Genomic DNA, 23,540 nt, shown 5'->3' with positions numbered 1-23,540 from the left:
AAGAGTATGAGCACTATCGAAGAACGCGTTAAGAAAATTATCGGCGAACAGCTGGGCGTTAAGCAGGAAGAAGTTGTGAACTCCGCTTCCTTTGTTGAAGACCTGGGCGCAGATTCTCTTGACACCGTTGAGCTGGTAATGGCTCTGGAAGAAGAGTTTGATACTGAGATTCCGGACGAAGAAGCTGAGAAAATCACCACCGTTCAGGCTGCCATTGATTACATCAACGGTCACCAGGCGTAAGTGAACATCTCCAGGCGGTCATTCGACCGCCTGAGTTTTATCTTTTGTAGTCCCACGAATCTCTTTTTTTATCCCTCCCTGGAGGACAAACGTGTCTAAGCGTCGTGTAGTTGTGACCGGACTTGGCATGTTGTCTCCTGTCGGCAATACCGTAGAGTCCACCTGGAAAGCTCTCCTTGCCGGTCAGAGCGGCATCAGCCTAATCGACCATTTCGATACTAGCGCCTATGCAACGAAATTTGCTGGCTTAGTAAAGGATTTTAACTGTGAAGAGATCATCTCGCGCAAAGAACAGCGCAAGATGGATGCCTTCATTCAATATGGAATTGTCGCTGGCGTTCAGGCCATGCAGGATTCTGGCCTTGAGATTACGGAAGAGAACGCGTCCCGTATCGGTGCTGCTATTGGCTCCGGGATTGGCGGTCTTGGCCTGATTGAGGAAAACCACTCATCCCTGATGAACGGCGGCCCGCGTAAAATCAGCCCATTCTTCGTTCCGTCTACGATTGTAAACATGGTGGCAGGTCACCTGACCATTATGTTCGGCCTGCGTGGCCCAAGCATCTCAATCGCAACAGCCTGTACCTCTGGCGTGCATAACATCGGCCAGGCCGCGCGTATTATCGCGTACGGCGATGCAGATGCTATGGTTGCGGGCGGTGCTGAAAAAGCCAGTACCCCACTGGGCGTCGGTGGCTTCGGTGCAGCGCGTGCGCTCTCTACCTGTAACGAAAATCCTCAGGCGGCAAGCCGTCCGTGGGATAAAGACCGCGATGGTTTCGTGCTGGGCGACGGTGCAGGCATGATCGTACTTGAAGAGTACGAACATGCGAAAAAACGTGGCGCGAAAATTTATGCTGAAGTCGTTGGCTTTGGTATGAGCAGCGATGCTTACCACATGACGTCGCCACCAGAAAATGGTGCGGGTGCAGCGCTGGCAATGGCTAACGCGCTCCGTGATGCGGGCATTACGCCGGCACAGATTGGCTACGTTAACGCCCACGGTACGTCTACCCCTGCGGGCGATAAAGCAGAAGCTCAGGCTGTTAAGTCTATCTTCGGCGAATCTGCCAGCCGCGTAATGGTGAGCTCCACGAAATCCATGACCGGTCACCTGTTGGGTGCGGCGGGTGCAGTAGAGTCAATCTACTCTATCCTGGCGCTGCGCGATCAGGCTGTACCACCAACCATCAACCTGGATAACCCGGATGAAGGTTGCGATCTGGACTTCGTTCCTCACGAAGCGCGCCAGGTTAGCGGTATGGAGTACACCCTGTGTAACTCCTTCGGCTTCGGCGGGACAAACGGTTCTCTGATCTTCAAAAAGGTCTGAGCCTGTTTAGTCACTGACGATAAAAAAGGTCCGCTTGCCGGGCCTTTTTTATTAGGTGAAATCTCCTTGTCCGGCTATTAACATCCTGCCAGACTGAGCCTCCACGCATGAGGAGCCACCATGTTTTTAATCAATGGCCTTGAGCAAGAAACGCTGCCGGCAGGCGACAGGGCGATCCAGTTTGGCGACGGCTGTTTTACCACGGCGCGTATTCTCGACGGGGAAGTGTGCCTGCGTGATGCCCATATCCGCCGCTTACAAAAGGCCTGCGAGACATTACTGATCCCCTTCACGCAGTGGGACACCCTTGAAGGTGAAATGCGTCGGCTGGCGTCAGGTAAAAGATGCGGCGTAGTAAAAGTGATTATCAGCCGCGGCAGCGGTGGGCGGGGGTATAGCGGCGCTGCCTGTCAGCATCCAACGCGGATCCTTTCCGTTTCAGATTACCCTTCCCATTATGAACGCTGGCGCGAAGAGGGCGTTACCCTGACGCTTAGCCCGGTTCGGCTGGGGCGGAACCCGATGCTTGCCGGAATAAAACACCTTAACCGCCTTGAACAGGTGCTTATTCGTACTCATCTTGAACAGACGGATGCCGGCGAGGCGCTGGTTCTTGACAGCGAAGGGTACATTACGGAATGCTGTGCGGCTAATTTACTCTGGCGGAAGGGCGGTGACGTATTCACGCCTTCGCTGGAACAGGCCGGGGTCAACGGCATTATGCGTCAGTTTTGTTTGCAGCAGCTGGCACGTGCCGGTTTTAGCGTTGTCGAAGTAAGCGTAAAGGAAGACGCGCTGCAGTCCGCCGATGAAGTCGTTATCTGCAATGCGCTGATGCCCGTTGTCCCCGTTCGCGCTTATGGCCCGCTTTCATGGTCATCCCGCGAGCTGTTCCAGTTTCTGGCCCCGTTATGTGAGCAAACCAGGTAGTCATGAAGAAAATGTTACGCGTTGTTCTCCTTCTCATCGTTGCGTTCGGTATCGCTGGCGGAGCGGGAGTGTGGAAAGTCCGCCAGCTGGCGGACAGTAAGATCCTGATTAAAGACGAGACGATTTTTACCCTGAAAGCGGGGACCGGGCGTCAGGCGCTTGGCCAGCAGCTGTATGGCGATAAAATTATCAATCGTCCGCGTGTATTCCAGTGGCTGCTGCGCGTTGAGCCTGAACTTTCGAACTTTAAGGCGGGCACCTATCGCTTCACTCCGGGTATGACCGTGCGCGAAATGCTGCAACTGCTGGAAAGCGGCAAAGAGGCCCAGTTTCCGCTACGTTTTGTCGAGGGGATGCGCCTGAGCGATTACCTCAGACAACTGCGTGACGCGCCGTATATCAGGCACACGCTGAAAGACGATCGCTACGAAACCGTGGCAGACGCGCTAAAATTCGAGCACCCTGAATGGGTTGAAGGCTGGTTCTGGCCCGACACCTGGATGTACACGGCAGGCACGACGGACGTGGCGATTTTGAAGCGCGCGCATAATAAAATGGTCGCGGCGGTAGAGTCGGCCTGGGAAGGACGCGCTGAGGGCCTGCCGTATAAAGATCAAAACCAGTTCGTGACGATGGCCTCCATCATCGAGAAAGAGACCGCCGTTGCCGCCGAGCGCGACCAGGTCGCCTCGGTGTTTATAAACCGCCTGCGCATCGGTATGCGTTTGCAAACCGATCCTACCGTCATCTACGGCATGGGCGAAAACTACAACGGCAAGATTTCCAGAAAAGATCTGGAGACGCCAACGGCGTATAATACCTACGTCATTAGCGGCCTGCCGCCGGGACCAATCGCGACGCCGGGCGAAGCCTCACTGCGCGCCGCGGCGCACCCGGCAAAAACACCGTATCTCTATTTTGTGGCTGATGGAAAAGGGGGGCATACGTTCAATACCAACCTGGCCAGCCACAATCGCTCTGTTCAGGACTATCTGAAGGCACTTAAGGAAAAAAATGCGCAGTAAATACATTGTCATTGAGGGACTCGAAGGGGCGGGGAAAACCACCGCCCGTAACGTGGTGGTTGATACGCTTAAATCGCTTGGCGTCGCCGAGATGGTCTTCACCCGTGAGCCGGGCGGTACGCAGCTGGCGGAAAAACTGCGCAGCCTGGTGCTGGATATCAAATCCGTTGGCGACGAGGTTATCACTGACAAAGCGGAAGTGCTGATGTTTTATGCGGCGCGCGTTCAGCTGGTCGAGACGGTGATTAAACCCGCGCTGGCAGAGGGAAAATGGGTGATCGGCGATCGTCACGATCTCTCCACCCAGGCGTATCAGGGGGGAGGGCGCGGTATCGATCGTACCATGCTGGCTACGCTTCGCGACGCGGTGCTCGGCGATTTTCGTCCGGACCTGACGCTCTATCTGGACGTCACGCCTGAGGTGGGTCTGAAGCGCGCCAGGGCGCGCGGCGAGCTGGATCGCATTGAGCAGGAGTCTTACGACTTCTTTAACCGCACCCGCGCGCGTTACCTTGAGCTGGCCGGACAGGACAGCGCTATTCGCACCATCGATGCGACACAATCCCTCGACGACGTTACCCGTGCTATTCAGGAAACGGTCACACGCTGGGTGCAGGAGCAGCGGGCATGAAATGGTATCCATGGCTGCGCCCGCACTTTGAACAGCTGATCGGCAGCTATCAGGTTGGTCGGGGGCATCATGCGTTACTGATACAGGCGCTGCCGGGAATGGGCGATGATGCGTTGATTTACGCCATTACGCGCTTTCTGATGTGCCACCAGCCTGATGGGCATAAAAGCTGCGGTAAGTGCCGCGGCTGCCAGCTGATGCAGGCCGGCACGCATCCGGATTACTACATCCTCGAACCCGAAAAAGGCAAAAGTACGCTCGGGATAGACGCGGTGCGTGAGGTCGGCGAGAAGCTGTATGAACACGCGCGTCTGGGCGGGGCAAAGGTGGTGTGGCTGAAGGACGCCGAGCTGCTCACGGAGGTCGCTGCCAATGCGCTTTTAAAAACGCTGGAAGAGCCGCCTGAGAAAACGTGGTTCTTCCTCTCCTGCCGCGAGCCGGGCCGACTGCTGGCGACGCTGCGCAGCCGCTGTCGTCTTCATCATCTGGCTGTTCCCCAGGAGTCGTGGGCACTCGCCTGGCTTGAACGTGAAGTGACGGTGTCACAGGACGCCGCGCTGTCAGCGTTGCGCCTGTGCAGCGGCGCGCCTGCGGCTGCGCTGGCGCTTCTGCAGCCGGAAGTCTGGTCCCAGCGCGAAACCCTTTGTCGTGCGATTGAATCTGCCCTGGACAGCCATGACTGGCTGAGCGTGCTGCCTGCCCTGAACGGCGATCCGGCCCCGGAGCGCCTGCACTGGCTGGCCGCGCTGCTGCTTGATGCCCTTAAAATTCAGCAGGGGGCTACGCTTCTGACGAATCCCGACGTCTGGCCGCTGGTTAACACGCTGGCGAATCGTCTGTCAGGACAGTCGCTGCGCGCTATCCTCCACGATATCTGCCAGAGTCGTGAACAACTTTTGACGGTAACCGGTCTTAATCGCGAGCTTTTACTGACCGACCAGTTGCTGCGTATCGAACATTACCTGCAACCCGGCGTCATACCGCCGGTTTCCCATCTCTGAGAGAGACATTATGTTTTTAGTCGACTCACACTGCCATCTTGATGGCCTCGATTACCAATCCCTGCATAAAGACGTGGACGATGTGCTGGCGAAAGCCGCCGCGCGCGATGTGAAATTTTGCCTGGCCGTGGCGACCACGCTGCCGGGCTACCGCTCAATGCGTGAGCTGGTTGGCGAGCGCGAAAACGTCGTCTTCTCCTGCGGCGTCCATCCGCTCAATCAGGACGACGCGTATGACGTTGAAGATTTACGCCGCCTTGCCGCAGAAGAGGGCGTCGTGGCGATGGGCGAGACCGGTCTAGACTATTTCTACACGCCGGAAACTAAGCCCCGCCAGCAGGAATCTTTCCGTAACCATATCCGGATTGGCCGCGAGCTGAACAAGCCCGTTATCGTTCACACCCGCGACGCGCGTGCCGACACGCTTGAGATCCTGCGGGAAGAAAAGGTGACGGATTGCGGTGGCGTACTACACTGTTTCACAGAAGACAGAGAAACGGCGGGTAAACTGCTTGATTTGGGCTTTTATATCTCGTTTTCGGGGATCGTGACGTTCCGTAATGCTGAGCAGCTGCGTGATGCGGCGCGTTACGTACCGCTGGATCGTATTCTGGTGGAGACCGATTCCCCGTACCTGGCACCCGTGCCGCATCGGGGTAAAGAGAACCAGCCGGCGATGACCCGAGATGTCGCTGAGTACATGGCCGTACTGAAGGGTGTCAGTATTGACGAACTGGCTCGTGTAACGACGGAAAACTTCGCCAGCCTGTTCCATATCGACCCCGTCCGCCTGCAGTCTGTCTGATACACCTGTTTTTTTTAGGCTCGTAATTAATAGGTAAAACGAGTAAAGCTCACCGCCTCATTCGGGGCGGTGATGGCGTTTTTAGACACATCCAGACATGCTTTATGTAAATATCTGCAAGTTTTTTGGCCGTCTTGAACTGAAACGTGATAGCCGTCAAACAAACTCAGAGGGAATTATTTTACTCTGTGTAATAAATAAAGGGCGCTTAGATGTCCTGTCCACGGCGCGGTACTCCCCCCGGGCCAATGCGTGAAAGCGTAAAAAAAGCACAAATACTCAGGAGCACTCTCAATTATGTTTAAGAATGCATTTGCTAACCTGCAAAAGGTCGGTAAATCGCTGATGCTGCCAGTATCCGTACTGCCTATCGCAGGTATCCTGCTGGGCGTCGGTTCTGCTAACTTCAGCTGGCTGCCAGCCGTAGTTTCCCACGTGATGGCAGAAGCAGGCGGTTCTGTTTTTGCTAACATGCCGCTGATCTTCGCTATCGGTGTTGCTCTGGGCTTCACCAATAACGACGGTGTATCTGCTCTGGCGTCCGTGGTTGCCTACGGCATTATGGTGAAAACCATGGCTGTGGTTGCGCCGCTGGTTCTGCATTTACCTGCTGAAGAGATTGCCGCTAAACACCTGGCAGATACCGGTGTTCTCGGTGGTATCATCTCCGGTGCGATTGCAGCGTATATGTTTAACCGCTTCTATCGTATCAAGCTGCCTGAGTATCTGGGCTTCTTCGCGGGTAAACGTTTCGTTCCGATCATCTCTGGTCTGGCAGCGATTTTCACCGGTGTGGTTCTGTCCTTCATCTGGCCACCAATCGGTACGGCTATCCAGACCTTCTCTCAGTGGGCTGCCTATCAGAACCCGGTAGTGGCGTTTGGTATCTACGGCTTCATTGAGCGCTGCCTGGTACCATTTGGTCTGCACCACATCTGGAACGTTCCATTCCAGATGCAGATTGGTGAATACACCAACGCGGCAGGTCAGGTGTTCCACGGTGATATCCCTCGTTACATGGCGGGTGACCCGACCGCAGGCAAATTGTCTGGCGGCTTCCTGTTCAAAATGTACGGTCTGCCGGCTGCGGCAATTGCTATCTGGCACTCTGCTAAGCCAGAGAACCGTGCAAAAGTGGGCGGTATCATGATCTCCGCAGCGCTGACCTCGTTCCTGACCGGTATTACCGAGCCGATCGAGTTCTCCTTCATGTTCGTTGCGCCGATCCTGTACTTCATCCACGCGGTACTGGCAGGTCTGGCATTCCCAATCTGTATTCTGCTGGGTATGCGTGACGGTACGTCCTTCTCTCACGGCCTGATCGACTTCATCGTTCTGTCCGGTAACAGCAGCAAACTGTGGCTGTTCCCAATCGTGGGTGCAGGCTACGCGGTGGTGTACTACACCGTCTTCCGCGTGCTGATCAAAGCGCTGGATCTGAAAACGCCGGGTCGTGAAGATGCAACTGAGGACAGCAAAGCCGGTGTGACCAGCGAAATGGCACCTGCGCTGGTAGCTGCTTTCGGCGGTAAAGAAAACATCACTAACCTGGACGCGTGTATCACCCGTCTGCGTGTGAGCGTTGCCGACGTTGCGAAAGTAGACCAGCCGGGTCTGAAAAAGCTGGGCGCAGCGGGCGTGGTTGTTGCAGGTTCTGGTGTTCAGGCAATCTTCGGTACGAAATCCGATAACCTGAAAACCGAAATGGATGAGTACATCCGCAACAACTAAGCTGTGACCTGGGGAGACTAAGGCAGCCGAATGGCTGCCTTTTTTATTGGCGGAGATAGTGCCGGTAAGCAAATGCAGGCCGGGCAGGGCGTAGCCGCCGCCCGGCTTTACAATCAGAAGTCGTAGCTCGCGCTCACGGAGAAGTTAAGCGGCGCGCCATACACCACGTAAGAGCCTACGTAGTCGTAGTACTCTTTGTCGAACAGGTTGTTGACGTTAGCCTGAAGAGCGAAGTCTTTGGTGACCTGATAGCGGCTGAACAGGTTAACCAGACCATAGCTGCCTTGCTCTGCACGGGATTGTCCCGCCGGGCCGCCTTCGACATCCGTCCACACTTTGTTCTGCCAGTTTACGCCACCGCCCACGGTCAGCTCGGGCAGCATTGGTAGCTGATAGCGGGTGAACAGCTTCATGGTCGTGCGCGGCTGATCGGAGCTGACGGCGTTGCCATTCTTGTCTTCAGCGATGTAGCGGGTCGCCCCAAACGTCAACTGCCAGTTATCTGTCAGGGCGCCGTTCAGCTCGAACTCAACCCCTTTACTGATCACGCCGTCCAGCGATTCATAAATTGATTCACCGCTCGGCATGTAGGTATAGGTATTGCTTGCGACGTTATCCTGCTCAATGCGGAAAATCGCCAGCGAGGTGGTGAGACGAGTATTAAACCAGTCTGCCTTCACGCCGGCTTCGTAGCTTTTGCCCGTGGTCGGGTCGAGGTAACGTCCGCTGGCGTTGCGTTTATCCTGCGGCTGGAAGATGGAGGTATAGCTGACGTAGGTCGACCAGTCTTCGTTGATGTCATACACCAGGCCCGCGTACGGGGTAACATCATCTTCGGTGCTTTCCAGGCGGGTGTTCGGGGAACCCGCCGGATTATAGCGAATGTTGTAGCTGGTGTAGCGCGCGCCCAGAATCAGGTGCAGCGGATCGGCCAGCGAGAAACGGGCGGAGGTATACGCAGAGGACTGACGAATATCGTCCTTGCTGTAGAGCTTCCACGGCGTCCACTGCGGATCGGCGATGTTCCCGTTCCAGTTCTTAAAGTTGCCGACGTCAACCATGCCGTAAAGCGCATCCGGCATGGTATTGTCATAATGGTTACGCTGACGGCTGTAGCTGCCGCCAAACATCATTTCGTGCTGACGGCCAAAGAGATCGAAGCCGCCGCGCAGGAAGGCGTCAACCGCATCCTGTTTACGTTCACCGCGGTTCCAGCCGCCGTAACCCACCATGCCCGCACCGGTCTCTTTATCCGGATAACCGGACATATACATCAGTTTGGAGTCAAGTTGGTTTCAGCGTGCATGCCGTTAACGTGCGCTTCCCAGCCGTTATCGAAACGCTGAGTCAGGTTAGCGAAGATGCGGGTGCTGTCTTTATCCGAATAGGCCCAGTCAGGCGCAACGGTCTGGCTGCGATTGTAGTTGGTCTTACTTCCGTCGCTGTACCAGGTCGGCAGTCCGCCCCAGGTTGGGTCGGCGGTATGGCTCTCCTGATACTCATACCCCACCGAGAGGGTCGTGCTGTCGGTGACGTCCGCATCCATCACGCCGTAGAGGAATTTTTTACGGTAGTGATAATTATCCACGAAGCTGTCGTTGTCCTGATAGCCCGCGATCAGGCGTCCCCGTACCTTACCGGACTCCACCAGGGGAGACTGGAGATCCAGCACGTAGCGCTGCTTGTCCCAGCTACCGTAGCTGGCCGAGACGTTACCCTTAAATTCCGCGCTGTCCGCATGCTTACGCACCATGTTGACATACGCCGCCGGGTTGCCCGTACCGGACATCAGGCCGGTGGCGCCGCGGACCACTTCGATACGATCGTAAATCGCGGTATCGGCGGCGGTATCGCCAAAGTTCCACACCTCGCTGATGGAGGTCGGCAGGTCGTCATAGGCATAGTTGCTGACGAAGAATCCACGGGAGTAGAACACGGTGCGGTCGCTGTCCTGCACCTGCGCAGTCACGCCCGTGGTGTTACTCAGCACCTGCCCGATGGACTGCAGATTCTGGTCAGCCATACGCTGCTGGCTGATTACGCTGACGGACTGCGGGATATCGCGGGGGACCAGCAGCAGTTTGGTGCCGGTAGTGGTGGTTTTTACGCTGTAATCCCGGTCCTGACCTGCTGAAGGATCCTGTGTATTGTCAAAACCCCCGTCTACCACAACGGTGTCTTCAGCCGTTGAAGCAGAGAAAGCGGCGGTTGGCGTCAATGCCATAGCAATGCAGGCTGCCAGCAACGAAGGTGTTGCGGCAGGCTGACGTTGCCCATCCCTGGAGTGATTAATGAAAGACATTATCAAACCCTTAATGAATGGTGAAGGTGGTGCGCGACAGCTCCGCTGGCACGGGCTGACGTCGTTTTCTATGTTAAAAATGCGCATGAAAATGCAAATGCGAAATATACGCATTGTGATTAACGCTGTAAACAGATGTTTCGGGATGAACTGAAATAAGGTTTCAGAAGCGAAATGTCCTAAAGCGATGGCTCTTCAGCCAGATGGAGGACAATCAGGAAAGAAATCACGGGAGAAGGTTGAAAGGACAGGAGAAACTCGCTCATACTCTTGTGTTGTGTCACTCACTTAAACAGACAATGTGTGTTAACAACGGACGCACGACGCCAGATTAAACGTATAAGGAAAAGGTCATGGCTGAAGAAACGATTTTCAGTAAAATTATTCGCCGCGAAATTCCGTCGGATATTGTTTATCAGGACGAACTGGTAACGGCTTTCCGGGATATTTCACCCCAGGCGCCTACGCACATCCTTATTATTCCTAATATTCTGATTCCGACCGTCAATGACGTTAAAACCGAGCATGAAGTGGCGTTAGGCCGTATGCTTACGGTTGCCGCGAAAATTGCCGAGCAGGAAGGGATTGCTGAAGACGGATACCGTTTGATTATGAACTGCAATCGCCATGGCGGGCAGGAAGTCTATCATATTCATATGCATCTGCTGGGTGGACGTCCACTGGGACCGATGCTGGCACATAAAGGTCTTTAATATGTTAATTGGGCGTATTGCAGCGCTGATCGTGACGCTGGTAATAGTGGGGTGCAGCGCGCGTCCTGCTATTCCGGTCAGCGATGAACAGACGCTGGTGATGGAGTCCTCGGTGCTTGCAGCGGGGATTACGGCGGAGCAGCCTTCGCTGACCATAAGCGAAATCCAGTCTTCTGCTTCCTCTACGCTCTATAACGAAAGGCAGGAGCCAGTGACGGTGCATTATCGCTTCTACTGGTATGACGTGAGAGGTCTCGAGATGCACCCGCTTGAAGCGCCGCGCAGCGTGACGATCCCGGCTAGATCGTCGGTCACGCTCTACGGTAGCGCCAGCTATCTGGGTGCACATAAGGTGAGACTTTATCTTTATTTGTAAGGGGTGAACCTTGATTAAAACAATGAGCCGTTATGCGCTCCTGAGTGCGTTTGCACTCTTTCTGGCCGGTTGCGTGACGCGAACTGAAGAACCTGCACCTGTAGATCAGGCGAAACCGGGAACGGAACAGCCAACAACGCCAGCGGAACCTGTGCCAACCGTGCCGTCCGTACCAACCATTCCGGCGCAGCCTGGGCCGATTGAACATCCGGACGACACCGCACAGCCGACGCCGCGCGTGCGCCACTATGACTGGAACGGCGCCATGCAGCCAATGGTGGGCAAAATGCTGCAGGCGCAGGGCGTGACGCCCGGCAGCGTGCTGCTGGTGGACAGCGTGAATAACCGCACCAACGGTTCGCTGAACGCGAGCGAAGCGACGGATACCCTGCGTAACGCGCTGGCGAACAACGGTAAGTTCACGCTGGTTTCGGCTCAGCAGCTGGCGGTGGCGAAGCAGCAGCTTGGCCTGTCGCCGCAGGACAGCCTGGGGTCGCGCAGTAAAGCGATCGGCATCGCCCGCAACGTTGGCGCGCAGTATGTCCTTTATTCAAACGCGACCGGTAACGTGAATACCCCGTCGCTGCAGATGCAGCTAATGCTGGTTCAGACCGGCGAAATTATCTGGTCAGGTAAAGGTGCCGTTACGCAACAGTAAGCCCACGCGTGATGATGTCCTGACGCGTTATTTCCCTCAGTATCGTGTTATCGCGCCGCAGGCCCCCGTCGGGCTTGGCGGCGCGAGTTGCATTATTGCGCGCGGAGAGCATCGGCTGGTCTTACGCCAGCATCACGATGCCGCCGCGCCTGCCTTCCATTTTCGTCGCCAGTTCCGCGCCCTGAAGCGCCTGCCCGCAGACCTTGCGCCGCAGCCCCATTTCTTTATCAGGGGCTGGATGGCGGTGGCGTTTATTGCGGGTGAGATCAAAAGCGAGTTGCCCGACGCTCCCACGCTGGCAGCCATGCTGTATCATCTGCACCGGCAGCCGCGTCTGGGCTGGCGGGTAACGCTGCTTCCCTTGCTTGAACGCTACTGGCAGCAGGCCGCGCCAGAACGACGCACGCCATTGTGGCTGGCGCAGCTTAAGCGGCTGCGCAAAGCGGGAGAGCCGCAGCCGCTACGCCTGGCTCCGCTGCATATGGATATCCACGCCGGAAACATCGTTCATACCGCGGCAGGTGAAAAGCTGATTGACTGGGAATATGCCGGAGATGGTGACGTGGCGCTCGAACTTGCCGCAGTCTGGATGCCCGATGCGCCATCGCGCGAGCGGCTGGTAAGCGCCTATGCGCGCAACGCGAACATGAATGCGCTCACGCTTGCGCGACAGGTTGCGCGCTGGCGTCCGTGGGTGCTCATGCTGATGGCGGGCTGGTTTGAAATGCGCTTCCGGCAGACGAATGACAAACAATTTATGGCGCTGGCAGATGATGCCTGGCGTCAGTTACAAACGAAAGGATAAGAGAGGTTGGTGTGGGTCCAGTAATGTTGGATGTTGAAGGGTATGAGCTGGACGCGGAAGAGCGCGAAATTCTGGCGCACCCGCTGGTGGGGGGGGGCTGATTCTTTTCACCCGCAACTATCATGACCCGGAACAGCTGCGCGAGCTGGTTCGCCAGATCCGTGCGGCTTCGCGCAATCACCTTGTGGTGGCGGTAGATCAGGAAGGCGGCCGCGTGCAGCGCTTCCGCGACGGGTTTACCCGCTTACCCGCCGCGCAGTCTTTTGCTGCGCTGCTGGGCACCGAAGAGGGCGGTAAGCTGGCGCAGGACGCTGGCTGGCTGATGGCCAGCGAGATGATCGCCATGGATATCGATATCAGCTTCGCCCCGGTGCTGGACGTGGGGCATATCAGCGCGGCAATCGGCGAGCGTTCTTATCATGAAGATCCGCGTATCGCGCTGGCAATGGCGACGCGCTTCATTGACGGCATGCACGATGCGGGCATGAAAACCACCGGTAAACACTTCCCGGGTCACGGCGCGGTGACGGCGGATTCCCATAAAGAAACCCCGCGCGATCCGCGCCCGGAAGCGGAAATTCGCGCTAAGGATATGTCCGTTTTCCGCTCGCTGATCACCGATAACAGGCTGGACGCCATCATGCCTGCGCACGTTATCTACAGCGAGGTCGATCCGCGTCCGGCCAGCGGCTCTCCGCACTGGCTGAAAACCGTGCTGCGTCAGGAGCTGGGCTTCAACGGCGTGATTTTCTCTGACGATTTATCCATGGAAGGGGCCGCAATCATGGGCAGCTATGCCGAACGTGGGCAGGCCTCACTGGATGCGGGTTGCGATATGATTCTCGTCTGCAATAATCGTAAGGGTGCGGTAAGCGTGCTGGATAACCTGTCGCCGATCAATGCTGAACGTGTTACACAATTGTATCATAAAGGTTCATTTAGCCGTCAGGAGCTGATGGACTCGGCGCGCTGGAAAACGGTCCACGCCCAGCTTGAAGCCCTGAACGAACGCTGGCAGGCGCATAAAGCGGCCCTTTAATTCATCCCGGAAGGCGTAGCGTGGTGAGACGATGATCATCTATTTACACGGTTTTGACTCAAACAGTCCTGGTAATCATGAGAAAGTGCTGCAACTGCAGTTTATCGATCCGGATGTCCGGCTGATCGGTTACAGCACGCGTCATCCGAAGCATGACATGCAGCATCTGCTCAAGGAAGTGGACAAAATGTTGCAGCTCAATATCGACGAGCGGCCGCTGATCTGCGGCGTTGGGCTTGGTGGATACTGGGCAGAGCGCATCGGTTTTTTGTGCGATATCCGTCAGGTCATTTTTAACCCGAATCTGTTCCCGAACGAGAACATGGAAGGCAAGATCGATCGCCCGGAAGAGTACGCCGACATCGCGACTAAGTGCGTGAGCAATTTCCGTGAAAAGAACCGCGACCGTTGTCTGGTGATCCTCTCCCGCAACGATGAAGCGCTGGACAGCTCCCGCGCCGCCGACCTTCTGCATCATTACTATGAAATTGTCTGGGACGAAGAGCAGACCCACAAGTTCAAAAACATTTCGCCGCACCTGCAGCGTATCAAAGCCTTCAAAACGCTGAGCTGACCTCCCTGAACCTGACAAAGGCCCGGTACGTGAAAGCGTGCCGGGCCTCTTTTTTGTCAGAGTTGTCTACTTTTAAACCATCAAAACTTGATACATATCAATTTTGGTATGACCAATGCGCCTGACGTGCTATTCTCAATGAATCTGAATGGTTTCAGCGCAGTAACCTGTTGTTAATTAAGGGTTATTTCTATAACTTTTAATTAACAATTGGTTAATAATTTGAGGGGGTCACGTTGACTACGCCATTGAAAAAGATAGTGATTGTCGGCGGTGGTGCTGGCGGGCTTGAGCTGGCGACGCAGCTGGGTAAAAAGCTGGGCCGCGGCAAGAAAGCCAAAATTACGCTTGTGGATCGTAACCACAGCCACCTGTGGAAACCGCTGCTGCACGAAGTGGCGACCGGTTCGCTGGATGAGGGCGTTGATGCGCTGAGCTATCTGGCCCATGCGCGTAACCATCATTTCCAGTTCCAGCTGGGTTCTGTGGTAGACATCAACCGTGAAAACAAAACCATTACGCTGGCAGAGCTGCGCGACGATAAAGGCGAGCTGCTGGTTCCCGAGCGCAAGCTGGCTTATGACACGCTGGTAATGGCGCTGGGCAGCACCTCTAACGACTTCAATACCCCGGGCGTGAAGGAGCACTGCATCTTCCTGGATAACCCGCATCAGGCGCGTCGTTTCCATCAGGAGATGCTTAACCTGTTCCTGAAGTACACCAGCAACATGGGTGCCAACGGTAAGGTCAATATCGCCATCGTGGGCGGCGGCGCAACGGGCGTTGAACTGTCGGCCGAACTGCACAACGCGGTGAAGCAGCTTCACAGCTATGGCTACAAAGGGCTGACCAACGAAGCGCTGAACGTCACGCTGGTGGAAGCGGGTGAGCGCATTCTGCCTGCGCTGCCGCCGCGCATTTCCGGCGCTGCGCATAACGAGCTGACCAAACTGGGCGTGCGCGTACTGACCCAGACCATGGTAACCAGCGCGGACGAGGGCGGTCTGCACACCAAAGACGGGGAATACATCCAGGCCGACCTGATGGTATGGGCCGCAGGGATCAAAGCGCCTGATTTCATGAAGGACATCGGTGGGCTGGAGACGAACCGCATTAACCAGCTGGTGACGGAGCCGACGCTGCAAACCACGCGCGATCCGGACATCTTCGCCATCGGTGACTGCGCCTCCTGCGCGCGTCCGGAGGGCGGATTTGTGCCACCGCGCGCTCAGGCTGCACACCAGATGGCAAGCCTCGTGTTGCATAACATCCTGGCGCAGATAAAAGGCAAACCGATGAAAGCCTATGTCTACAAAGATCACGGCTCTCTGGTATCGCTCTCAAACTTCTCCACCGTGGGCAGCCTGATGGGCAACCTGATGCGCGGCTCAATGATGGTTGAAGGGCGTATCGCACGCTTCGTGTACATTTCTCTGTACCGTATGCACCAGATAGCGCTGCACGGCTACTTCAAAACCGGCTTGATGATGCTGGTCGGTCGAATCAACCGCGTGATCCGCCCGCGTCTGAAGCTGCACTAATTATTCTCTCCCTCCGGGCCCGCCGGAGGGAGTTTTTAGCATATCATGCTGCTCATTTCCCCCTGAGTGCCTAAGAGTTCTCTTAAAGACGATATATCCCTTATCAACCTCCCTGTTTTTGATCCTTTATCTTATTGGCGAAGCGCTTGCCGCGTTGCAAACTTGCTCTCAATAGCAACAAAGGAGGAAGTCCCGTGAATAAATCAATGTTGGCGGGTATAGGGATTGGCGTCGCTGCTGCGTTAGGTGTGGCTGCCGTTGCCAGTCTCAACGTTCTGGATCGTGGCCCGCAGTACGCTCAGGTTGTTTCCGCTACTCCCATTAAAGAGACGATCAAAACGCCTCGTCAGGAGTGCCGTAACGTTTCTGTTACCCATCGTCGTCCGGTTCAGGATGAAAACCGTATCGCCGGCTCCGTGCTGGGTGCGGTCGCGGGTGGGGTGATTGGCCATCAGTTCGGCGGTGGACGCGGTAAGGACGTGGCGACGGTTGTCGGCGCGCTGGGCGGTGGCTATGCCGGTAATCAGGTGCAGGGCGCCATGCAGGAAAATGACACCTACACCACGACGCAGCAGCGCTGCAAAACCGTTTATGACAAATCGGAAAAAATGCTGGGTTACGACGTGACTTACAAAATTGGCGATCAGCAGGGCAAAATCCGCATGGACAGAGACCCCGGCACGCAGATCCCACTGGACGGGAATGGTCAGCTGATACTGAATAACAAAGTGTAAAAAAGATGTTCTCTGAACTTAGCTCCTCATGCGCTCAGGCTGAGGAGCTTTTTTTTGCCTCAGAGTTTTAGCAGCTCAGGCCACAGGCGCAGCGTTGTCTGCGTAATGCTCTGTAACTTTTCAAGCGTCGCGCCTTCACGGGCGCTGATCGACATACCCTGCAAAATACAGCTCAGATACCGGGCAAGCTCCTGCGGACGGCAGTGCGCCGGTATTTCGCCGCGCTGCTGGCGCTGTGCCAGAAACGTGCTTAGGGTCTCCTCCTGCATCGCATGACGTGATTTAACCGTGTTGGCTATCTCTTTTGACGATGCCGCGAGGGTGGCGGAAGTGTTGATCATAAAACAGCCCGCCGGGGTGTCTTTACTGGTAAAGCAGGTGGCGACCGCGCAGAAATAATCCTGCAACGCCTGTTCTACCGTTTTCTCTTCACAGAACAGCTGCGCTTCGTGTTTTGCCGCGAAGCGCGAGATGTATCTGTCCAGAACGGCCCGGAACAGGCCCTCTTTGTTGGTGAACTCTGCATACAGGGTAGGGGCTTTTGCGCCGGTTGCTTCCACCAGGTCGGAAAGCGAGGTGGCTTCATACCCATGCTGCCAGAAGAGCGTCATGGCCTTATCGAGCGCCGCATCCCTGTCGAGCACTTTTGGTCGGCCACGGCTTTTTTTTGCGCAACTCGTGACGTCGGTTGTCATGTGCCGTTGGTCCTCAGTTGTTTTGTTGAATAATCATTATAAAAATAAACGTCAGCTATCACCAGCGGTGATTTCTGAAAAAAAATTTAATTTTATCTTCATGAAAAATAAGGGAAATGAAATTAATTTAATGGTCGTTATAAAAATGGGTTGACGTGTGACCTGGATCACACCTATCATTTACCTATCGATCGTTAAGTAAATAGCTAACGACCACTACATCATCTGCCCAAAGGTATAAATTATGAAAAACGTTAAAACCCTCATCGCTGCCGCCGTTCTGAGTTCACTCTCTTTCGCAAGCTTCGCTGCTGTTGAAGTGCAATCTACTCCAGCAGACCAGCAAAAAGTCGGTACCATCTCCGCCACTGCCGGGACTAACCTGGGCTCTCTGGAAGATCAGCTGGCGCAAAAAGCTGACGCAATGGGTGCAAAATCGTTCCGCATCACCTCCGTGACCGGTCCTAACACCCTGCACGGTACCGCAGTTATCTACAAATAAGCGTAACGCAACCCTCCGTTATGCCACTGCAATAAAAAACGCCCTGCACAAGCAGGGCGTTTTTCGTTATGGCTTGATTACAGCGACTGCTGAGCGATGTCGGGATGGCGCGTGACGTCAGTCGGCATACCCGAACGTGCCTCCATCGCCCGCTCCATTACCGTGCCATCGGTATTCGCATTCGTTTTAAAGCTCACCATCGCCGCATTCAGGTTAATAGGCAGCGTCTGCGGATCGTCGTTGATGTTTTTCGATAACGGCTGGTGGATCTCTACCAGACGGACGCCGCCCGGCTCTTCAGACACCTTAATCGGGGTATTGATAATATTCACTTTCGTCCCCGGTGAGATCACGCTGTACAGCGTTTTGATGTCGTTATCACGCAGGCGAATACAGCCGGAACTGACGCGCATCCCGATCCCGAAATCCGCATTTGTTCCGTGCAGCAGGTAAACTCCACCGTATGCCGCCAGGCGAATGGCATGGTGCCCCATCGGGTTATCCGGGCCCGCAGGTACCACGGCAGGGAGATCGATACCCTGCGCCTTATAGCGGGCGCGGATATTTGCCGTCGGAGTCCAGGTTGGATTAGCGCGCTTGTCGGAGACGGTGGTCACCATGGTCGGCGTGAGCGTATCGCCCCCCCAGCTGGCCGATGCCGATAGGGTAGACGGTTACTTCATTTTTCCCCGGCGGGTAATAGTAAAGACGCAGCTCGGCGAGGTTTATCACAATCCCCTGACGCGGCGCGTCCGGCAGTATGGTTTGCAGCGGAATAGTCAGCACGCTGCCGGCACGAGGAACGTAAGGGTCAACGCCCGGGTTGGCCTGCAGCAGCGCCAGGAACCCGACGTTATATTTTTTGGCAATGGCTTCAAGCGAACCGCCATCGTTTTCAACCACGTGAAAGCGGTTTTCCCCCACCACGTTGCTGCCGGGAGGAGGAAGTGGCCAGGTATTGGCTCCGGCGGGGAGCGCAACGGCAACCGCTGCGGCCAGCGCAAACACGGTTAGCCAGCGGGTAAAACGCGAAGAGGTCATCATTATCAAAATCCATATAAATGATAAGGTTATTGTTTTATAAGGGGTTAATGATAATTATGGCGAATGTATAGTCGGGAAGATCGGGCGAAGTGCAAAGAGTTTGTAAATTGTCCCCCACCAGCCGGGCGCTGGCGGGGGAGCGGCTTAGGCGATGGCGTTTTCTTCCAGCTGGCGCATAAAGTTACGCACCCAGTCCATGCGGGTTTTACGTTCCGTCAGATCCTGCGTAAATTTCAGGCGCGTCGGGCCATCTAGTCGGAAATGCTGCGGCTGTTTTTGCAGAAGGCCAATCAGCCACATCGGATCGACATGGTTCTTCTCGGCAAACTCAATCACGCCGCCTTTTTCGTTGCCTTCAAGCTTGCGGATCCCCAGCTTCTGCGCCTGCTGACGCAGTCGGGCAATATCAAGGAGGTTGCGCGCCGGGTCGGGCAGTATGCCGAAACGGTCGATCAGCTCGACTTTGATCTCTTCCAGCTCGCCTTCGCTTTTCGCGCTGGCAATGCGTTTGTAGAATGACAGGCGAGTGTTCACGTCAGGAATGAAATCATCTGGCAGCAGGGAAGGCATGCGCAGCTCCACTTCGGTCTGCTGGCTGGTGAGATCTTCCAGAGACGGTTCACGTCCGGCCTTAAGGGCGTCGACGGCATTTTCCAGCAGCTCCATGTACAGCGAGAAACCGATGGTTTCCATAGAGCCGCTCTGATCTTCACCCAGCAGCTCACCGGCGCCGCGGATCTCCAGGTCGTGCGTCGCCAGCGCAAAGCCAGCGCCCAGATCTTCCAGCGAGGCGATAGCTTCCAGACGCTTTTGCGCGTCGGTGGTCATCGCCTTCGGATGCGGCGTAAGCAGCCACGCATAGGCCTGATGGTGCGAACGCCCGACGCGCCCCCGCAGCTGGTGCAGCTGGGCCAGACCGAAGTGATCCGCGCGTTCGATAATAATCGTGTTCGCGGTTGGAATATCGATGCCGGTCTCAATAATGGTGGTACACACCAGCACGTTGAAGCGCTGGTGGTGGAAATCATTCATCACCCGCTCAAGCTCGCGCTCGCGCATCTGGCCGTGGCCAATGGCGATGCGCGCTTCCGGCACCAGCTCCGCCAGCCTGTCGGCGGCTTTCTGGATGTTTTCGACATCGTTATAGAGATAATAAACCTGGCCACCGCGCAGCACTTCACGCAGGATCGCCTCGCGTACCACCAGATTGTCGTACTCGCGTACGAAGGTTTTCACCGCCAGACGGCGCGCCGGTGGGGTGGCAATAATCGACAGATCGCGCATGCCGCTCATCGCCATGTTAAGCGTACGCGGGATCGGCGTTGCGGTCAGGGTCAGGATGTCGACGTCGGCGCGCATCGCTTTGATGCGCTCTTTATGGCGCACCCCGAAGCGGTGCTCTTCATCGACGATCAGAAGCCCTAAATCTTTCCACTTCACGTCGCTTTGCAGCAGCTTGTGGGTGCCAATGAGAATATCGATTTTGCCTTCGCTGGCCTGCTCCAGGATCTGCGTTTGCTCTTTGGCGCTGCGAAAACGGGACAGCATCTCAATACGTACCGGCCAGTTGGCGAAGCGGTCGCGGAAGTTGTCAAAGTGCTGCTGGGCAAGAAGGGTGGTGGGCACCAGCACGGCCACCTGCTTGTTGTTCTCAACGGCCAGGAAAGCGGCGCGCATCGCCACTTCCGTTTTACCGAAGCCCACGTCGCCGCACACCAGCCGGTCCATCGCCAGCGGCTGGCACATGTCGCTCAGCACGGCGTTGATGGCCTGAGCCTGGTCCGGCGTGGTTTCAAACGGGAAGCTGTCGCAGAACAGCTGGTACTGCTCTTTATCATGCTTAAACGCATAGCCCTCTTTGGCCGCACGCTGGGCGTAAATGTCCAGCAGCTCGGCGGCCACGTCGCGCACTTTTTCCGCCGCCTTCTGCCGCGCGCGGGCCCAGGCGTCGCCGCCCAGCTTGTGCAGCGGCGCGTTCTCTTCCGCGCCCCCGGCGTAGCGGCTAATGAGGTGCAGGGACGACACCGGCACGTACAGTTTGGCGTCGTTAGCGTAGGTCAGCATCAGGTATTCACCTTTGATGCCGCCTGCTTCAAGGGTGGTCATCCCCTGATAGCGGCCCACGCCGTGCTCCAGGTGAACGATCGGCTGCCCGGGGTGCAGCTCGGCCAGGTTGCGGATCAGCGTGTCCGGGTTGATGGTGCGACGGCTGTCCTGACGACGACGCGCCACGCGCTCGCCCAGCAGATCGCTTTCGCAAATCAGCGCCAGGTTATTGAGCGTATCAATGAATCCGTGCTCGGCGGCCCCGATCATCAGGTAACGGCCATTGCCTGTCGCTTCGCTCAGGCGAAGAATGCGCTTCGGCGCTATCTTAATCCGCCCCAGCAGTTCGCCCAGCGCTTCACGACGGCCTTCACTCTCTACGGAGAACACCACCGGTCCGGTAAAGGACTCAAGAAACTTGCGCAGATTATCCAGCGGCGCTTTCTGCTGCGCCTGCACGGAAAGATCGGGCAGCGTTCTGAACGCCAGATTGGTATTCGCCGCCTTGTCCGCAAGGGAATCGGTTTTGAGCTGCATGCGCGGCCAGCGTTTCAGCTCGGCGTTCAGCTCGTCGGTGCGCAGCCACAGCATTTCCGGCGGCAGCAGCGGACGCATCGGGTCTACGCCCCGGTTTTCAAAGCGCGCGCGGGTCTCGCTTTCAAAGCGACTGGCGCTGGCGTCGATATCACCGGTATTCACAATCAGCGTATTCGCCGGGAAATAGCTGAACAGCGCAGGCAAGGGTTCGTTAAAGAACAGCGGCTGCCAGTATTCAATCCCGGCAGGCAGAGTCCCTTTGCTGACCTGCTGATAGATATGTTCGGCATCGCGCTTCACGTCGAACCTGTCGCGCCACTGGCTGCGGAACAGTTCGATGGCGGTTTTATCCGTCGGGAACTCATGGGCGGGCAGCAGGTTAATGGATTCGACCTCTTCCAGCGTGCGCTGGGTGTCGGCGTCGAACACGCGAAGGCTGTCGATCTCATCATCGAAGAAATCCAGACGATACGGCTGGTCGCTGCCCATCGGATAGAGATCCAGCAGCGCGCCGCGCGTTGCGTATTCGCCGTGCTCCATTACCTGGTCGACATGACGATAACCGGCACCGTCCAGCTGCACGCGCAGGGCGTCGCGCGACAGGCGCTGGCCTTTTTTCATCACCAGCGCATGGCCGTGCAGATAGCTGTGCGGACAGACGCGCTGCATCAGCGTATTTACCGGCACAATCAGCACGCCGCGCTGCATGGTGGGAAGCTGATACAGGGTCGACAGGCGCGAGGAGATTATCTCCTGGTGCGGGGAGAAACTGTCATAGGGAAGCGTTTCCCGGTCGGCCAGGCTGAATACCAGACTGTCGGTGAACTGACGAATTTCGTCGTGCAGGCGCAGGGCGTTTTGCATGTCCGGGGCAACCAGCACCACCGGCCCTGGATGCCGTTCAGCAATTTCCGCCACCAGCGTGGCGCAGGCCGCGCCTGTAAGTTCGCCCAGCTGGCGTTGGTCACCTGCTTTAACAGGCAAGGAGTAACGATAGTGTTCAGGCATGGCTATGTCAGAGTCTCTTTGGGATATACCAACAGTATTGGGGCATATCACTGATACGCAATGTCTTTATTATCCTCGATCGTTTTGCATAAGCAAATCGTAACCGCACAAGAGGAAAAGTGCCCCCGGATGGGGGCAGGGAAGGTTAGCGGCTGGCGGGCTGCGGCGTAAGACGCGCGGGAGGGGAGAAGAAAAGATCGCCAAAGAGGGCGGTGGATAGCTTGCGAACCCCCAGCCCAGCCAGGGTGCAGACGAGGAGGCTGACAAACGGATAGACCAGAATCAGCGCCAGCTCAGCCCACACCGGCCAGTACGCCGCGTTCATTTCGCCAATCAGGAGCAGGCTAAACGCCTCGATTAAAATACGGTGAGTGGTATAAATGGCGATGGTGTTTGAGCCAATGACGTTCAGCAGGTTATTGGGGTGAACGGCATAACGCTGCTCGACGCTGTAGAAGAGCTTCATGATAACTACGATCGACAGCAAAGAGAGCGGCAGCGGGACGTTAGCGAACCAAAGCGCTACCGACACCGCCCCGGATGCAATAAGCACCAGCCAGCCGCGGCGCAGATTCAGCCCTTTCATCCACGCCATCAGCTGCGCGCCGTACCATGCGCCGATGCTGTAGTAGACCATATTGCGCACCACGCTGTTCATGCCCCACCACGGCAGCGGCAGGAAGTTGATCGCGACGCTTGCCAGCGCCAGAAGCCCTAACACCGGCAGTTTCCAGCGGCTCAGCAGCTTACAGAGGGTAAAGTAGACCACCAGAGCGTACAGATACCACAGGCTGGTGCTGGCCGTGAGCATGCCCAGCACAAACCCTGAGACAGAATCGGCGTAAGCCGCATTGGAGGATGTGGCCAGCTCACGCTCGGGCGCGAGCCAGGCATTCAGATGGGTTAGCGCCTGCCATTGCAGTACGCCCCACAGGGCCAGCACCCAGACAATGCTCCAGATCCGCTTGTCGAGGCTGTCCCGCCAGTTCACGTCGTCAATATAGCGACGGATTAAATAGCCGGAGATAAAGAAAAATACCGGCATACGGAACGGAGCAAGATAAAGGTTAAAGTAGACCCAGCATTTGGCGAGCAGGCCCGATAACGGGTGCTGAAGGCCGTCCAGGTGCGGATAAAAGGTGATCACCGAGTGGTAAATCACCACCAGACAGATGCACAGCCCCTTTATCTGGTTAATCCATAATGCTTTTTGTTTCATCGTGCGTGAAGACCTTTTGCCATAAACGAAAGGCCGATTGTTGTAAAT

At 56.2% G+C, this 23,540-nt stretch carries 19 protein-coding genes and 3 pseudogenes; 17 read left to right on the top strand and 5 right to left on the bottom strand.

What is annotated here, in order from left to right; genetic code table 11:
• The first annotated feature begins 6 nt into the window (after positions 1–6).
• The 8 genes from acpP to ptsG all read left to right on the top strand — a co-directional run bounded on the left by acpP (position 7) and on the right by ptsG (position 7,699).
• Positions 7–243 carry an acyl carrier protein gene (gene acpP / locus HWQ14_RS18825; RefSeq protein ID WP_003857954.1) on the top strand — a complete coding sequence of 79 codons (237 nt, stop codon included), beginning with the start codon at positions 7–9 and terminating at the stop codon, positions 241–243.
• A 91-nt stretch (positions 244–334) separates the two neighbouring features.
• Positions 335–1,576: a beta-ketoacyl-ACP synthase II gene (gene fabF / locus HWQ14_RS18820; protein WP_176610627.1), complete on the top strand. Its 1,242-nt coding sequence runs from the start codon at positions 335–337 to the stop codon at positions 1,574–1,576.
• 120 nt (positions 1,577–1,696) lie between these two features.
• Positions 1,697–2,506, top strand: coding sequence for an aminodeoxychorismate lyase (pabC, locus tag HWQ14_RS18815; protein ID WP_176610626.1), 810 nt, complete (start codon positions 1,697–1,699; stop codon positions 2,504–2,506).
• 2 nt (positions 2,507–2,508) lie between these two features.
• Entirely contained in the window at positions 2,509–3,531 is a 1,023-nt protein-coding gene (gene yceG / locus HWQ14_RS18810; RefSeq protein ID WP_148421733.1) for a cell division protein YceG, read from the top strand.
• Positions 3,521–4,162: a dTMP kinase gene (tmk, locus tag HWQ14_RS18805; protein ID WP_176610625.1), complete on the top strand. Its 642-nt coding sequence runs from the start codon at positions 3,521–3,523 to the stop codon at positions 4,160–4,162. Before yceG ends, tmk begins: the two co-directional genes overlap by 11 nt.
• Positions 4,159–5,163, top strand: coding sequence for a DNA polymerase III subunit delta' (holB, locus tag HWQ14_RS18800; protein WP_176610624.1), 1,005 nt, complete (start codon positions 4,159–4,161; stop codon positions 5,161–5,163). Before tmk ends, holB begins: the two co-directional genes overlap by 4 nt.
• 10 nt (positions 5,164–5,173) lie before the next feature.
• A complete protein-coding gene (locus HWQ14_RS18795; protein ID WP_176610623.1) occupies positions 5,174–5,968 on the top strand; it encodes a metal-dependent hydrolase in 795 nt (264 codons plus the stop codon).
• 297 nt (positions 5,969–6,265) lie between these two features.
• Complete coding sequence (gene ptsG, locus HWQ14_RS18790; RefSeq protein WP_148421729.1) at positions 6,266–7,699, top strand: PTS glucose transporter subunit IIBC; 1,434 nt, start codon at positions 6,266–6,268, stop codon at positions 7,697–7,699.
• A 113-nt stretch (positions 7,700–7,812) separates the two neighbouring features.
• Here the strand turns inward: ptsG and fhuE are convergent.
• Positions 7,813–10,001 (bottom strand): annotated as a pseudogene (fhuE, locus tag HWQ14_RS18785) (ferric-rhodotorulic acid/ferric-coprogen receptor FhuE).
• A gap of 353 nt (positions 10,002–10,354) precedes the next feature.
• On the opposite strand from fhuE, the gene hinT reads away from it, so the two are divergent.
• The 8 genes and pseudogenes from hinT to HWQ14_RS18745 all read left to right on the top strand — a co-directional run bounded on the left by hinT (position 10,355) and on the right by HWQ14_RS18745 (position 16,441).
• On the top strand, positions 10,355–10,714 hold the full coding sequence (gene hinT, locus HWQ14_RS18780; protein ID WP_006809243.1) for a purine nucleoside phosphoramidase: 360 nt from the start codon (positions 10,355–10,357) through the stop codon (positions 10,712–10,714).
• Between the two features lies 1 nt (position 10,715).
• A complete protein-coding gene (locus HWQ14_RS18775) occupies positions 10,716–11,090 on the top strand; it encodes a YcfL family protein (protein WP_176610622.1) in 375 nt (124 codons plus the stop codon).
• Positions 11,091–11,103: 13 nt separating this feature from the next.
• Positions 11,104–11,748: a penicillin-binding protein activator LpoB gene (lpoB, locus tag HWQ14_RS18770; RefSeq protein WP_209007159.1), complete on the top strand. Its 645-nt coding sequence runs from the start codon at positions 11,104–11,106 to the stop codon at positions 11,746–11,748.
• Complete coding sequence (gene thiK / locus HWQ14_RS18765) at positions 11,729–12,553, top strand: thiamine kinase (protein WP_176610621.1); 825 nt, start codon at positions 11,729–11,731, stop codon at positions 12,551–12,553. Before lpoB ends, thiK begins: the two co-directional genes overlap by 20 nt.
• Positions 12,554–12,564: 11 nt before the next feature.
• Positions 12,565–13,592, top strand: a pseudogene (nagZ, locus tag HWQ14_RS18760) (beta-N-acetylhexosaminidase).
• A 31-nt stretch (positions 13,593–13,623) separates the two neighbouring features.
• Positions 13,624–14,166, top strand: coding sequence for an alpha/beta hydrolase YcfP (gene ycfP, locus HWQ14_RS18755; RefSeq protein ID WP_176610620.1), 543 nt, complete (start codon positions 13,624–13,626; stop codon positions 14,164–14,166).
• Between the two features lie 236 nt (positions 14,167–14,402).
• Positions 14,403–15,707, top strand: a complete 1,305-nt coding sequence (locus tag HWQ14_RS18750; RefSeq protein ID WP_148421722.1) for an NAD(P)/FAD-dependent oxidoreductase — start codon at positions 14,403–14,405, stop codon at positions 15,705–15,707.
• Positions 15,708–15,901: 194 nt separating this feature from the next.
• The gene (locus HWQ14_RS18745) at positions 15,902–16,441 is read left to right on the top strand and encodes a glycine zipper 2TM domain-containing protein (protein WP_148421721.1); all 540 of its coding nucleotides are present in this window, start codon (positions 15,902–15,904) and stop codon (positions 16,439–16,441) included.
• 59 nt (positions 16,442–16,500) lie between these two features.
• On the opposite strand, the gene HWQ14_RS18740 is transcribed toward HWQ14_RS18745, so the two are convergent.
• On the bottom strand, positions 16,501–17,136 hold the full coding sequence (locus HWQ14_RS18740) for a TetR/AcrR family transcriptional regulator (RefSeq protein WP_176610619.1): 636 nt from the start codon (positions 17,134–17,136) through the stop codon (positions 16,501–16,503).
• A gap of 244 nt (positions 17,137–17,380) precedes the next feature.
• Between HWQ14_RS18740 and bhsA the strand changes: the two genes are divergently transcribed.
• Positions 17,381–17,638: a multiple stress resistance protein BhsA gene (bhsA, locus tag HWQ14_RS18735; RefSeq protein ID WP_176610618.1), complete on the top strand. Its 258-nt coding sequence runs from the start codon at positions 17,381–17,383 to the stop codon at positions 17,636–17,638.
• Positions 17,639–17,715: 77 nt separating this feature from the next.
• On the opposite strand, the pseudogene ldtC reads toward bhsA, so the two are convergent.
• The 3 genes and pseudogenes from ldtC to HWQ14_RS18720 form a co-directional block, all read right to left on the bottom strand.
• Positions 17,716–18,682 (bottom strand): annotated as a pseudogene (ldtC, locus tag HWQ14_RS18730) (L,D-transpeptidase LdtC).
• A 144-nt stretch (positions 18,683–18,826) separates the two neighbouring features.
• Complete coding sequence (gene mfd / locus HWQ14_RS18725; RefSeq protein WP_176610617.1) at positions 18,827–22,273, bottom strand: transcription-repair coupling factor; 3,447 nt, start codon at positions 22,271–22,273, stop codon at positions 18,827–18,829.
• Positions 22,274–22,418: 145 nt separating this feature from the next.
• Positions 22,419–23,492 (bottom strand): acyltransferase family protein, encoded by a 1,074-nt coding sequence (locus HWQ14_RS18720; protein ID WP_176610616.1) that lies wholly within the window; start codon positions 23,490–23,492, stop codon positions 22,419–22,421.
• Positions 23,493–23,540 lie beyond the last annotated feature (48 nt).

The organism is Enterobacter cloacae (assembly GCF_013375935.1).
Taxonomy (GTDB): Bacteria; Pseudomonadota; Gammaproteobacteria; order Enterobacterales; family Enterobacteriaceae; genus Enterobacter; species Enterobacter pasteurii.
The sequence above is the reverse complement of the archived record's forward strand: the minus strand, read 5'-3'. Positions and strand labels throughout refer to the sequence as shown.